The sequence below is a fragment of the Bacillus cereus group sp. MYBK15-3 genome (assembly GCF_051916765.1).
GTDB classification, from domain to species: domain Bacteria; phylum Bacillota; class Bacilli; order Bacillales; family Bacillaceae_G; genus Bacillus_A; species Bacillus_A cereus.
In genome coordinates this window covers 737910-750741 of record NZ_JBQAHG010000002.1, presented here as the reverse complement: position 1 = coordinate 750741, position 12832 = coordinate 737910, and the positions used below count along the sequence as shown (strand labels likewise).

The window sequence follows — 12832 nt, the reverse complement described above, 5'->3', positions numbered from 1 at the left end:
TAAATAGCCTACTTTCATGTTACAGAATATTCTTCTTTGTCGTCAATGTAAAACATCTGCCATTTAATAAAAATTCATTTTTTAGACATGTTTATATATGATGCGTATAATGTAAGAGCAACTGTACATAGAAAGGAGATAACAGCATGATTAAAATGTTTGTAAGTGATATCGATGGTACAATGATGCAACACGGAGGTCTTATTGATGAACAAGATGTTGCGGCACTACGCAGCCTTGCCGAACAAAATGTTATTCTTTGCTTCGCTTCCGGAAGACTTGATAATGAAATTGCAGACTTAATGAAAGCTGTAAATACAAATTTTCATCGCATTAGTGTAAATGGTGTTTTTGTATATACACATGAAAATAAACAACTATTATCTGCAACTTTTGATTCCAGCATACTTCCCGATTTGTTAGCTATGACGAATGAAGATCCTTATTTCCGTTATGTAAGTGATGAGCATAATTATTACATTGAAGAGAAAACACCTTTTATTCAAGAACTTGAACAACAAGTAACTATGACTTCTGTTGAAGAACCAAACTTACTACAGAAGATTGATGATACAATTTTCCCAAATAAAATTTCTGTCGGTGGAACAAAGGAGAGCTTGCAACTCCTTCAGAAAAAAATTGATGAAAAATTCCACGGGAAAGTTAGTACTTTCATCTCAGCAGAACAATGTTTAGATGTAATGCCACCGAATGTTAGTAAAGGCTCTGCCATTTCTGTTTTATTAAATGAGTTTCAAATAAAACCTGAGGAAATTGCTTGTATAGGGGATTCTTACAATGATATTCCTATGTTTTCTTTAACTCCTCACAGTTTTGCTATGTCACAAGCAGATGATGCAGTAAAAAATCACGCTCACTATGTAGTAAATCACGTCAAAGATGCTGTTAACCACGTAATTGCTCATAATAAAAATACGACTCATTCCTTATAAGGATGAGTCGTATTTTTATTTCTTTACATGTTAACCATTTTCAATTCCACTGTACTTCACAAACTGAAATATACTATTTGTTACGTGCGATATTCGTAATAAATTTATAACGATCTCCACGATAAATACATTTCACGTACTCTAGCGGTACCTCACCTTCTGAATATGACCATTGACGCATTACAAGTACAGGCGCCTTTTTAGGAATATGCAGATGTTCAGCTTCATTTTCCGTCGCAACGGAAGCTTCAATTGACTGAGTAGCGCTAACAAGTTTAAAGCCCAGTTTTTTCTCTAAATGTTCATATAAAGATTGTTGCAATATCTCTTCGTTAATATCTTTTACAAGAGCTGGCGACAAATATGTCGTCTCAAAAGCAATCGGTTCATCATCAGCTAAGCGAATACGCCTCACTTCATAAACCGATTCCCCCTCCTGTATTCTCAACCGGTCTGCTATTTTCGCAGTAGCTGGAACTAGGCGGAAACTAAGTAATTGACTACTTGGGTTCATCCCACGAGAAATCATGTCTTCTGTGAATCCCGTCATTCCTTGCAATTTTTGTTCCACTTTCGGAAGTTGGACAAATGTTCCAATTCCACGCTTCCGATATAAATAGCCTTGTTCCACTAAATTATTAATCGCCTGTCTGATTGTCATTCGACTCACTTCGAACTTATCACAAAGTTCATTCTCAGATGGGATTTTATCTCCCGGCTTCCATTCGCCGTCCTCAATTAGCTGTTTCACCCACTCTTGAATCTGATAATAGATCGGAAATGGTGAATACTTGTCGATGTTCATCAGCAATCGCCTCACTGCATAAAGATAGAGCTTCTTGATCAGCGATTACGGTTACATTCGGATGACGTTGTAAAACTGTAGCCGGACACTCTTCACTATATTCACCTTGCAATAATTCTTTAACAGCTTCTGCCTTTTTAGAACCCATAGCAACTAGTAGAACTTGTTTCGCTTTCATAATGCTTCCAATTCCCATTGTAATCGCATGAGTTGGCACATCTTCTTCTTTTTCGAAGAAGCGAAGGTTTGCTTGGCGTGTAGATTCTGTTAATTCAACAATGTTTGTTGGAGAATTAAACGGTGTTCCTGGCTCATTAAATCCGATGTGACCGTTTTCACCGATTCCAAGAATCTGTAGGTCAACTGGGTTAGCAGCTAGAATGCTCTCGTAACGTTTGCACTCTTCCTCTAAATCACTTGCCATCCCGTTTGGTACATAAGTTTGTTTAAATGGAAGATGATCAAACAACTGTTCTTGCATGAAATAATGATAGCTGTTTTTATCTTCATGTGGTAAATTTACGTACTCATCTAAGTTTACAGTGGTTACACGGCTTGTATCAAGTTTATTTTTTCGCATTTCTGCATAAATACCTAATGGAGAGCTTCCTGTAGCCATTCCTAACGTTGGATTTTCTTTTGTTTTTACAACTTCTTCAATTAATTTATAACCTGCTTCTGCTAGTTCTTCTGGAGTTTTTACAACAAGAATATTCATTTAATTACTTCCCTTCCTTCATATGAATTCCTAAACGAACCGTATCATATACATGTAAATCTTCATTCATCACAACAAAGTCTGCATCTTTTCCTACCGCTAATGCACCTTTATTATTTAATCCAAACTCTTCTGCTTGGTTAACTGATGTCATCAGTACTGCATCTTCGATTGAACAACCTGTAAATTCAATTACATTTCGGAAAGCTTGATCCATTTTTAAAATACTACCAGCTAATGTTCCATCTTCTAATCGAGCACTACCATCTTTTACATGTACTGGCTGTCCGCCAAGCTCATATAATCCATCTTCAAGACCCTTTGCACGCATTGCGTCAGTGATAACACTTACTTTTTTTGGTCCTTTTAACTTATATGCTAATTTCACCATATCAGGGTGAATATGAATGCCATCTGTAATTACTTCAACCATTACATCTGGATTTAATAACACATGACCAACAACTCCTGGTTCACGGTGATGTAATCCACGCATTTGATTGTATAAATGTGTCGCATGTGTAATCTTTCTATTTTTTAGTTGCGCATCAATTGCATCTGTATGCCCCATTGTGCCAACTACACCAGTTTCAGCAAGATATTGTTCAAACTCTAACGCTCCCTCTTCTTCTGGTGCATATGTTACTAATTTAATTAAATTCCCACTTGCTTCTTGCCATTGTTTAAATTGCTCAATATTTGCAGGAACGATATGTTCAAGTGGTTGTGCACCTGCACGTTTCTTTGAAACATAAGGTCCTTCTAAGTGAATATATTCGAAATGCGCTCCTTTTTCTTTTGCTTCTTTTGCAGCAGTTAACGCTGCTTCAATTGCCTCTGGAGCTTGTGTCATTGTTGTTGGGAAGTAAGTTGTAACCCCTTCTTTTAACATTTCTTTACCTAGAGTTACTAACCCATCGCTATTTGCATCCATCGCATCAATATCGTATCCACCATGAATATGAACATCGATCATACCTGGAATTACAATCTTCCCTGTAGCATCAAAAACAGTTTCATTTTCTTGTGGTACATATTGAGCCATCAAACCAATTTCTTTAATGGTTTCTGCGTAACGAATAAATCCGTTTTCCACTATTTCTTGACCTGTGTAAATTTTGGCATTGATGACAATTTGCGTTTTCATTTTCATCGATCCTTTCCCATGAATTACCTACTTGTTATTATTACCTTATTCGCCTAGTTCCATCTTAATATACGCACGAGTAGTTGTCTATACATTCTAATGAAATTTCCTTTTTATTCAACAGAAAAGGAAATTTCTTACGTCTCTTATAATTATAATATATATTATTCATTTTTCCAAAAAGGGACAGTATCGCCCCCTAATCTAGAAATCACTTCAATAATGGCATTAACCCGCTAGATTCTAACATAATATGTTCACCATCTGTTTCCATTTCTACTGTACGTTTATTCGTTCTATATACCATTATACCGTGCCTTTTTAAGCGTTTCACTACACTTTGGTGAGGATGTCCATACGGATTACTACTCCCGTACGACAAAATAGCAAACTGCGGTTCCACTTTTTTTATAAACGTTTCACTTGTTGAAGTATATGAGCCGTGATGCCCCACTTTTAACACATCTGCATGGACATCAAATTGTTTTAATATTTCATGTTCTGTCCGTACATCCGCGTCACCCATTAATAAAAAATCCGCTTTTCCATATCGCACCTTTAAAACAATTGAGGATTCATTATTTTCATCTTTTGATTTCCCGTTGTTTAATACTTGTATAGAAACATGTGGATCCAGCGGTATATATTGTCCTTCCTTTACTGAAACGAAAGGTATCCCTCTTTTTTTAATATTATTCCGATACGTATGATAAGTAAGAGAACTATATGTTTTTCCGCTATCTAATATAAGCGATACCGGCATTTGCTCTACAATTGGAATTAACCCCCCTATGTGATCCATATCGGGATGCGTACTGACAATTACATCTAAATGATTAATCCCTTTCTCAATTAATTTCTGAATAATAACCTCTCCTGCTTCATAAGGTCCTCCATCAATTAACATTGTTTGTCCATTTGGCATTATAATAAGTGTTGCGTCACCTTGCCCCACTTTTAAAAAGCTCACTTTCATTTTACTAAGATGTTGCCGATGCATATGTAAAGGAGACGTAGTATGAATGGACATCATATACCTTTTAGCTGATGCGCTATTTAAAGAAAAACATAATAAAACAGAAACTAATAATAAAATAATCCGCATACCTCTCATAACTCGTCTCCTTTTTTCATTTAGTATGGCACTGTAAATAATTGATATACAAAAAAAGCTTAGCAAAATGCTAAGCTTTTATTTCGATATCTCTTGTAAGGAACCGAAGAATAAATCTGCTTCATTCATTTGTTCATTCTCTTCAGAAAGCAGTGGTAAATCATCTAATGTTTTCAATCCAAATGTGTCCAAAAATTCTTTTGTTGTTCCGTATAAAATAGGACGCCCTGGTCCTTCTGCTCTTCCCATTTCTTTTATAAGTAAATGTGAAACCAACGTTTGTAACGCCTTATCGGTTTTAACTCCTCTAATCTCTTCCATTTCAGTCCTTGTGATTGGTTGGCGATATGCAACAATCGCTAAAGTTTCGAGGGCAGCTTGTGAGAGTGAAGCAGCTGTTGGTGTATCTATTAATTTTTGATAATATGAAGCATGTTCTTTCTTTGTAGCAAAACGATATACTTTTGCATACTGTACAATTTGCAAACCACGGTTTGCACCTTCACATTCTTGTTGCATTTCTTCTAAAATATTAATTACTTCATTCATTTCGATTTCAAGAACTTTTGCTATTTGTTCTGGATAAATCCCTTCATCACCAGAAACAAATAAAAGGCCTTCAATAATTGACTTTTGTTCTTTCCTATCCATTTCACGAGCTCCTTCCTTCTATTTTCCCATAAAAATACACATCAAAAAACCGAATCACAATTAATGCGTTCGGTTCAATATTTTTTCTCTTGTTCCAAACGATACATTAAAACATAGCATGAGATAAAATGTTTCTATCCCATTTTCACATACTTGCTCTATGCAGATTTATTAGAGCTTGATACGAAAATTTCATCAAAATTATGTTCTTGCTCAATTATGATTTGTTGATTTTTCATAAGTTCCAGAACTGCTAAAAATGTTACAACCATTATTTCACGTTCATCATCAACAAACAAATCGTAAAAACTTTGGCGACCACCCTTTATTTTTAACTGCTTTAAAATATCAGTCATTCGCTGTTCAATTGGTATTTCTTGACGAGTAATACGTGTTGTTACAGGTTTTTTTGCCTTTTTACGGCGCATTAATTTTTGAAATGCTGCTAGCATATCATATAACGTAACATCAAGAGGTAAGCTTGTCTCCTCTTCTTGTTGCAACGATGTAAAGTCAATTGGTGGACGTGTATATAGCTGTGCTCTTTCTTGTTCTCTTTCTTTTAACTCAGTAGCAACTTGCTTATATTTCTTATATTCAATTAACCTCTCCATCAATTCTTGACGAGGATCATCTATAAAATCATCACCGTTATCAAGTACATCTTCTTCATGTTTCGGCAACAACATCTTACTTTTAATTTGTAATAACGTTGCAGCCATTACTAAATACTCACTTGCAACATCTAATTGAAGTTCTTTCATCGTATGCACATAAGATAAATATTGCTCTGTAATATCTGCTACAGGAATATTATATATATCAATTTCATAACGATGTATTAAATGTAACAATAGATCTAACGGCCCTTCAAAAGCCTCTACTTTAAAATTATATTGCACAAAGCATCCCACCACATTTTTTCTATAACAACATAAGTATAGAGCATACTCATGTTCTATCCAACCTTTTTAAGAAATTTAATTAAAAATAGACCGATGCCTATGTCATCATGCCCACCACTTCATATGATAACAGTGTAGTAAGAACAATGTAGGAGGTCAAAAAACTATGGGTCACGTTGATTGTGGTTTTAGCGGTGGGTTCGCATTACTTGTTGTACTGTTTATTTTACTAATTATTGTAGGAGCAGCTTGCTTCTGCTAATATGAACAATAACGGCTAGGGGGAAACCTCCTAGTCGTTTATTGTTCATATTTCTATGATACACTTATATGTATAACCGTTAGATAGGAGCGAGAAAACATGTATCCTACCGAATACATACAATTTTTAATTCATTTCCATGGAGATTATGACTATTTTGAATGCCACGAAATACTAGAAGAGTATTGGAAAACAAAACCAAGAGGTAATCGTGATCATTACTTAGTTGGTCTCATTCAAATCGCAGTTTCTTTATACCACCAAAGACGTGCTAATTGGAATGGTTCCACAAAAATGATGAAAAGCGCAATCACAATTTTAGAAAAAAGCGGTGTGCCTTTACAACGTTTAGGGATTAATCAAGTACAACTTCTTTCCTTGCTCAATGAAAGATTGCAATCTATCCATAAAAAAGAACGTTTTGTACCTTTATTTTTACCCTTATCAGATCCATCGTTAGAGAAGCAGTGCATAAAGTTATGTCAAAAACAAAACCTCTCTTGGAAAGACTTGAATGCTATCCCAGGTGAATATATTATAAACAAGCACACTATGCGTGATCGCACAGAGGTCATTACTGAACGAAACGAACAATTACAAAAAAGAAAGCAGAGATAATAAACTACTTATCTCTGCTTTCACGAATGTATATTTTGTTCTAGCCCTTTACATTTTTCGCAAAAACTTGCCGTTTGCTCATTTCCGCAAATTGTAAACTCAAGAAATTTACTCTTTAACTCTTGAACCATCTTCGTCCCAATCCCCACATGACGGTGAGACGGGTTCACACTCAAATGCTGAATTTCTAATACTTGATTCTCTTTTTTTACAATCCCCATTATTCCAACAAAATCTTCATTTTCTTTCCACAAATACAATTGCCAATCATCTTTTGCTTCATATTCTTTCATTGTCAATTGTAATGTTTTCACATCTTTTTCAGTTGGCATAAACGAAAGAAGCCCCATTGCAATTTTTTCATAACTTTTTTTAAAACGAATTAACATAACCCTTATCCCTTCTTACAAAAGTTACAAACTAGTAATCCCCTCAATCACTCTTTTCATATCACATTCATTTTACAATATTTTCAACAGAGTGAGAAGAGTCTAAAACAACTTGATAATCATACAAAGCGAAAAGAAGAAAGTCAAATCTATGTTTCAGCACTATTCCTTTAATAAATAGAGTTAAAAAAAGAAAATTTTATATGGAATGGAAAGAAACATATCATTCAACAGCACTTCATTTATAGTTACCCTAAAGCAGCACAATTCTAGCAAAATTAATATAACAAAAAATATTTATTGAAACATATAATGTAATGTATTCTATGTAATTGGTTAAAGGTTTGTTCTCACAAGCAATATATTTTAGCAACAATACTACTTGTATGATGAGCTGTAGAAGAAGTACTCAATCTCATTAAAAATAAAAAAGAGAGCAAAAGCTCTCTTTTTCCTTACCTTATTCTTCCCAAACTTTAACTTCTTTCATTACATCGCCTTGACGCATTTTTAATACTGTTTCAATACCGCTTGTTGCTTTACCAAATACAGTATGAACACCATCTAAATGCGGTTGTGGCTCATGAACGATAAAGAATTGGCTACCGCCTGTGTTACGGCCAGCGTGAGCCATAGAAAGTGATCCTACAAGGTGTCTATGAGGGTTTCCATCAGTTTCACATGGAATAGAGTAACCTGGGCCACCTGCACCTGTACCTGTTGGGTCTCCACCTTGGCTTACGAAGCCAGGAATAACACGGTGGAATGTAACACCGTCATAAAATCCTTGCTCTGCTAATTTTTTAAAGTTTTCTACTGTTTTCGGTGCTTCTTCTGGGAAAAATTCCAAGTCGATTTTTTCACCGTTTTCCATTAATATGTATCCTAAAGTTTTCATGCGTATATGTCTCCTTTCAATTATCTCAGCACTATATTACCACATTCATGACTAGAAACAAAAAGAATCCGACAATCTAGATACTTCTTTTTTGAAATGTGGAAAAAGCTAGGTGACAAATAAGAAATATATACTATAATAACTTTGTTGCCCGAAAATTTTAGAAAGAGAAAGGGAGCGATTTTTCGTGAAAACGAAATTATTAGCTCTGCTATTAGCTGTAACGGTATTTATGATGCCAACAGCTTCATTTGCAGACATCATCGAGGGAGAATCAATTGTTACATTAGGAGAGAACTTATCCGAACAACAAAAACAAGATCTGTTAAAAGAAATGAAAGCACCAAAAGATGCTACAATTATCACTGTATCTAATGCGGAAGAACATAAATTTCTAGAAGGCATTGTTCCAAAAGCACAAATTGGTACGAGAGCAATTTCTTCTTCTATGATTACATACACAAAACCAGGATCTGGTCTTATTGTACGATCAAAGAACATTAACTGGGTAACAGATGCAATGTACACTAACGCTTTGATTACAGCAGGTGTAAAAGATGCAGAAATTCAAATTACTGCACCTTTTAAAGTTTCAGGAACTGCAGCTTTAACTGGATTAATGAAAGCATACGAAACTGCGTCCAATAAACAAATTCCTGAAGAAGTTAAAAAAGTAGCGAATGAAGAAATGGTACAAACAGCCCAGCTTGGTGATAAAATTGGTGAAGAAAAAGCAGTTCAACTTGTTGCAAAAATTAAAGAAGAAATTGCAAAAGAACAGCCAAAAACAACAGAAGATTTACGTTCATTAATTAAAAAAATTGCTGACCAACTCGGCATTACATTAACAGATGAACAGTTAGATAACTTAGTATCGTTATTTGATAAAATGAAGAATCTTAATATCGATTGGAATCAAGTTGGTAGTCAATTAAACAAAGCAAAAGAACATGTTTCTGCCTTTTTAGGATCTGAAGAAGGGCAAAGTTTTCTAGATAAAGTGAAAGATTTCTTCTCAAGTATCATTGATTTTGTTAAATCTTTATTCAAGTAAAAAAGAAGCCCGCCAATGACGGGCTTCTTTTTTATACAAGTAACGGTAATTTCATAACAGCCTCTTCAACCGAACGCACTATATGATTTGCTTTCTCCTTTACATATGGATGGGCATGATGAAGAGTAAATGAATGCGGGGTTACTTCAAACATAGAAATATCATTGAAAGAATCTCCAATACAAGCAACTTCATTTGCTTCAATTTGCAAATGATCCATTAGTCGCTTTAGAGCACTCCCCTTACTCACGCCTCTTGGCATAATATCAACATAGCGTTTACCTGATATAAAAACTTCCGCTTCGCCTTGAAACGTATCTCGTAGCTCTTGATCTAACGTCACAATTTTCTCTTCTTCTCCAAAAACAAACAATTTTGCAGGGTGTACAGTCTTACCAAACTCTTCTTCTAACGCTTCAATTTCAGCGATATGCACGCCCATATATGCTTCAAAATTATGGTGATGTTCATTCTTCCTTTTTGTATATCGCTGCTCATTTGCACAAACAATATCCGCTAGTCCTTTTTTATGTATATATCGATATATTTCCTGGGCAACCACATTTTCAAAACTCGATTCATGAAATAAATTTCCATCTGGAAGTAACATTGTCGCTCCATTTAAGCCAGTTGTGTAATATGGGAATGCAAACCTTTTTACAACTTCATCAATTCTGTGTGTAAAGCGGCCAGAGGCAAAACAAATATTTGTCCCTTTCTCAGCTAACCAACACAGCGCACGTTCATCTTCTTTTTGCATATGATTCACATCGTAAACGAGCGTGTCATCTAAATCACTTACAAATAATTTAATCATGTCCTCTTCCCCTTTCATACACAATATCTACTCTAAGTGTACACAAAAAATGTTTGATTTTTGTTAAAAAATAATAAATTTTTGCTAAAAAAAATAAACGGGTGTATAATCCCGTTTATTTTTGTCTTTTTACATTTTGAGGTCTTACAATACTTGGTCGTACTTTTAAACTAGACATCGTTGGACGGAGTAAAATTTTTGTTAACGCGCCCCAATCAAATGGTAAAAACGGCCATAAATAAGGTGTTTGTAAACTTTTTATAGACGTTAAAAATAAAATTAATATCGTCATACCAATTACAAATCCCATCTCATGGAAGAGACCTGTTAAAATAATAACAAACAATTTCCCAACCTTATTCCCTAATCCTAGTTCATAACTCGGTGTTGCATATGCACCAACCATCGAAACTGCTACATACAAAATTACTTCTGGCACAAACAAACCTACATCAATTGCAATTTGACCAATTAATATAGCGGAAATTAACCCTGCTGCAGACGATAACGGCGTTGGAGTATGAATGGCTGCCATCCTTAAAAACTCAAGTCCGACCTCTGCCATTAACACCTGTAATAAAATTGGTAAATGCGTCATCTTAGTCGGTCCAATAAAAGCAAGATTTGCTGGCAAAAGAGTTGGATCAAATACAAACACTAACCAAAATGGTAATAAAAATAACGAGAATATAACACCTAAAAAGCGCACCCAGCGTAAAAATGTACCGACAGCTGGATTTTGTCTAAACTCTTCCGCGTGCTGTAAATGATGAAAATATGTTGTCGGTGTAATCATAGCACTTGGCGATGTGTCAACAAGTACTAACACATGTCCTTCTAGTAGATGATTTGCTGCTACATCTGGCCTTTCTGTATATCGAATAAGTGGGAATGGGTTATAGCTTTGCTTTACAACAAATTCTTCTACTGTTTTATCCGCCATCGTAATTCCATCTACATCGATGTTATTTAATTCTTGTTTTATAATCTTTACTAAATCTGGATTTGCAACATCTTGAACGTATGTAATACAAATATCCGTTTGCGATCTATCTCCTACTCGAACCATTTCATTTCGAAGACGTGGATCTCGAATTCTCCTACGAATTAACGCTGTATTTACAACGATATTTTCAACAAATCCATCCCTCGCACCTCGTACTACCTTTTCGGTATCCGGTTCTGTCGGTGTTCGCCCTGGATAACTACGAACATCGATCGCGAACGCTTCCGTTTCACCTTCCACAAATATCACGATCAGTCCTGATAATACTTGGAGCATTACCTCATCCATCGTTTTCACTTTACTTACTTGTTGATGGATTAAGCGATTCTCTAAAAGCTTCACTGTATCTTCTTCTACATCCCTTATCTCATTTGTATCCACCGCTTCTTCTAAAATAGGGATAATATAATTTGTATCACAAAGTCCGTTTACAAATAACACACCAATTTCTTTATTCAAAATTTGAAATTTACGAATGCCGACATCGTATGTAACGCCTAGTCCAACTGTCTGCTTTAAATAATTTTCATTGTCACTTATGAAAGTTGATATAGGGATATCCACTTTTTTAGGCTTCGTCATAAAAACCACTCCTTTCCAAAATTAATTGAATTGCTTTCTTCGTAATAGGTGATCCCCTCTCCCATTCATCATTTCCACACATCTTACCAATGTCACCGACTCCAACAATGACAGGAACATTTAAATCGTCTAAACAATATATTGTATCTCCGCTAATCCTGCCAATTTCACCATCTGGAAGTCCAAATTTATCAACACCGTATTCGGTTAAATTCCCGTTCCGATCTACACTTACATCTACACGTGCCCATTCCCAATGATGCGTATTAGACGCTACTGCTAAAATACCGAGCACATCAATTTGTTTATGGGTAGCCACATATTTTAATGCCTTTTCACCAGATCCTTCTCCAATAAATCCACTGTCATCAAACATGACAAATACAGGGTCATATGGCGTTTGCATAATAAGCTCAACAACTTTTTTCCCTGTCAATTTGGTTGGATTACTTTGTGATGCTGAAATACACCTTCCCCCAAATTCCTTCGTTAAAAGCTCAATTGTCCGCTTTGCATATTCATCTCCATCTGTGACCAAAACAACCCTTCGTCTCATTTGATTTATCCTTTCGGTTTACATATAAGTGCTATAAAAAATGAAAACAATATCGCTGCGGAAATGCCCGCAGACGTTAAACTAAACATGCCAATACCAATTCCTAAATATCCATGTTTTTCTGCTGCATGCATTGCTCCGTGCAATAGTGAATGTCCAAAACTTGTAATAGGGACTGTCGCTCCAGCACCTGCAAATTTTATTAGTTTATCGTACAATCCAAATCCATCTAAAATTGCTCCGATGACTACAAAAGTTGCCATTAAATGAGCTGGTGTTAACTTTACGAAATCTAACAATAGTTGCCCAATTAAACAAATAGATCCACCTACAAGAAATGCATATATAAAATCCACA

16 protein-coding genes are annotated in these 12832 nt (G+C 35.3%); 4 read left to right on the top strand and 12 right to left on the bottom strand.

The features are described from left to right. The first annotated feature begins 146 nt into the window (after positions 1-146). Positions 147-953, top strand: coding sequence for a Cof-type HAD-IIB family hydrolase (locus ACTFR8_RS12435; protein WP_000594244.1), 807 nt, complete (start codon positions 147-149; stop codon positions 951-953). Between the two features lie 73 nt (positions 954-1026). On the opposite strand, the gene phnF is transcribed toward ACTFR8_RS12435, so the two are convergent. The 6 genes from phnF to scpA all read right to left on the bottom strand — a co-directional run bounded on the left by phnF (position 1027) and on the right by scpA (position 6290). Further along, complete coding sequence (phnF, locus tag ACTFR8_RS12430; protein ID WP_021727649.1) at positions 1027-1758, bottom strand: phosphonate metabolism transcriptional regulator PhnF; 732 nt, start codon at positions 1756-1758, stop codon at positions 1027-1029. Further along, positions 1688-2476 (bottom strand): glucosamine-6-phosphate deaminase, encoded by a 789-nt coding sequence (gene nagB / locus ACTFR8_RS12425; protein ID WP_001024210.1) that lies wholly within the window; start codon positions 2474-2476, stop codon positions 1688-1690. The genes phnF and nagB overlap by 71 nt, the downstream gene beginning before the upstream one ends. 4 nt (positions 2477-2480) lie before the next feature. Further along, complete coding sequence (gene nagA / locus ACTFR8_RS12420) at positions 2481-3623, bottom strand: N-acetylglucosamine-6-phosphate deacetylase (RefSeq protein WP_001987227.1); 1143 nt, start codon at positions 3621-3623, stop codon at positions 2481-2483. A gap of 211 nt (positions 3624-3834) precedes the next feature. Beyond that, positions 3835-4737: a ComEC/Rec2 family competence protein gene (locus ACTFR8_RS12415; RefSeq protein ID WP_001214829.1), complete on the bottom strand. Its 903-nt coding sequence runs from the start codon at positions 4735-4737 to the stop codon at positions 3835-3837. 78 nt (positions 4738-4815) lie between these two features. Next, a complete protein-coding gene (gene scpB, locus ACTFR8_RS12410) occupies positions 4816-5388 on the bottom strand; it encodes a segregation/condensation protein ScpB (protein WP_000375170.1) in 573 nt (190 codons plus the stop codon). Between the two features lie 158 nt (positions 5389-5546). After that, on the bottom strand, positions 5547-6290 hold the full coding sequence (scpA, locus tag ACTFR8_RS12405; RefSeq protein WP_001199753.1) for a segregation/condensation protein A: 744 nt from the start codon (positions 6288-6290) through the stop codon (positions 5547-5549). 169 nt (positions 6291-6459) lie between these two features. On the opposite strand from scpA, the gene ACTFR8_RS12400 reads away from it, so the two are divergent. Together ACTFR8_RS12400 and ACTFR8_RS12395 are read left to right on the top strand one after the other, a co-directional pair. Beyond that, positions 6460-6555, top strand: a complete 96-nt coding sequence (locus ACTFR8_RS12400; RefSeq protein WP_000510194.1) for a YjcZ family sporulation protein — start codon at positions 6460-6462, stop codon at positions 6553-6555. A 99-nt stretch (positions 6556-6654) separates the two neighbouring features. After that, positions 6655-7173 (top strand): DUF309 domain-containing protein, encoded by a 519-nt coding sequence (locus ACTFR8_RS12395; RefSeq protein WP_000283594.1) that lies wholly within the window; start codon positions 6655-6657, stop codon positions 7171-7173. A gap of 20 nt (positions 7174-7193) precedes the next feature. Here the strand turns inward: ACTFR8_RS12395 and ribT are convergent, their stop codons facing one another. Next, positions 7194-7562, bottom strand: a complete 369-nt coding sequence (gene ribT, locus ACTFR8_RS12390) for a GNAT family N-acetyltransferase RibT (RefSeq protein ID WP_000908401.1) — start codon at positions 7560-7562, stop codon at positions 7194-7196. Positions 7563-8022: 460 nt separating this feature from the next. Beyond that, entirely contained in the window at positions 8023-8460 is a 438-nt protein-coding gene (locus tag ACTFR8_RS12385) for a peptidylprolyl isomerase (RefSeq protein WP_000853782.1), read from the bottom strand. Between the two features lie 187 nt (positions 8461-8647). On the opposite strand from ACTFR8_RS12385, the gene ACTFR8_RS12380 reads away from it, so the two are divergent. Continuing rightward, positions 8648-9514, top strand: a complete 867-nt coding sequence (locus tag ACTFR8_RS12380) for a DUF1002 domain-containing protein (RefSeq protein WP_000850515.1) — start codon at positions 8648-8650, stop codon at positions 9512-9514. A gap of 31 nt (positions 9515-9545) precedes the next feature. On the opposite strand, the gene ACTFR8_RS12375 is transcribed toward ACTFR8_RS12380, so the two are convergent. The 4 genes from ACTFR8_RS12375 to spoVAE form a co-directional block, all read right to left on the bottom strand. Next, on the bottom strand, positions 9546-10349 hold the full coding sequence (locus ACTFR8_RS12375; protein WP_001987215.1) for a Cof-type HAD-IIB family hydrolase: 804 nt from the start codon (positions 10347-10349) through the stop codon (positions 9546-9548). Positions 10350-10446: 97 nt separating this feature from the next. Then, positions 10447-11919, bottom strand: a complete 1473-nt coding sequence (gene spoVAF / locus ACTFR8_RS12370) for a spore germination protein SpoVAF (RefSeq protein WP_000165596.1) — start codon at positions 11917-11919, stop codon at positions 10447-10449. Further along, complete coding sequence (locus ACTFR8_RS12365; RefSeq protein ID WP_001254415.1) at positions 11906-12475, bottom strand: stage V sporulation protein AE; 570 nt, start codon at positions 12473-12475, stop codon at positions 11906-11908. Before ACTFR8_RS12365 ends, spoVAF begins: the two co-directional genes overlap by 14 nt. 5 nt (positions 12476-12480) lie before the next feature. Next, complete coding sequence (gene spoVAE, locus ACTFR8_RS12360; RefSeq protein ID WP_025966313.1) at positions 12481-12831, bottom strand: stage V sporulation protein AE; 351 nt, start codon at positions 12829-12831, stop codon at positions 12481-12483. Between the last annotated feature and the right edge of the window lies 1 nt (position 12832).

Bases quoted from the DNA above. Each gene is read 5' to 3' on its own strand.
- ACTFR8_RS12435 (WP_000594244.1), top strand. From the start codon at position 147: ATGATTAAAATGTTTGTAAGTGATATCGATGGTACAATGATGCAACAC.
- phnF (WP_021727649.1), bottom strand. From the start codon at position 1,758: ATGAACATCGACAAGTATTCACCATTTCCGATCTATTATCAGATTCAA.
- nagB (WP_001024210.1), bottom strand. From the start codon at position 2,476: ATGAATATTCTTGTTGTAAAAACTCCAGAAGAACTAGCAGAAGCAGGT.
- nagA (WP_001987227.1), bottom strand. From the start codon at position 3,623: ATGAAAACGCAAATTGTCATCAATGCCAAAATTTACACAGGTCAAGAA.
- ACTFR8_RS12415 (WP_001214829.1), bottom strand. From the start codon at position 4,737: ATGAGAGGTATGCGGATTATTTTATTATTAGTTTCTGTTTTATTATGT.
- scpB (WP_000375170.1), bottom strand. From the start codon at position 5,388: ATGGATAGGAAAGAACAAAAGTCAATTATTGAAGGCCTTTTATTTGTT.
- ACTFR8_RS12400 (WP_000510194.1), top strand. From the start codon at position 6,460: ATGGGTCACGTTGATTGTGGTTTTAGCGGTGGGTTCGCATTACTTGTT.
- ACTFR8_RS12395 (WP_000283594.1), top strand. From the start codon at position 6,655: ATGTATCCTACCGAATACATACAATTTTTAATTCATTTCCATGGAGAT.
- ribT (WP_000908401.1), bottom strand. From the start codon at position 7,562: ATGTTAATTCGTTTTAAAAAAAGTTATGAAAAAATTGCAATGGGGCTT.
- ACTFR8_RS12385 (WP_000853782.1), bottom strand. From the start codon at position 8,460: ATGAAAACTTTAGGATACATATTAATGGAAAACGGTGAAAAAATCGAC.
- ACTFR8_RS12375 (WP_001987215.1), bottom strand. From the start codon at position 10,349: ATGAAAGGGGAAGAGGACATGATTAAATTATTTGTAAGTGATTTAGAT.
- spoVAF (WP_000165596.1), bottom strand. From the start codon at position 11,919: ATGACGAAGCCTAAAAAAGTGGATATCCCTATATCAACTTTCATAAGT.
- ACTFR8_RS12365 (WP_001254415.1), bottom strand. From the start codon at position 12,475: ATGAGACGAAGGGTTGTTTTGGTCACAGATGGAGATGAATATGCAAAG.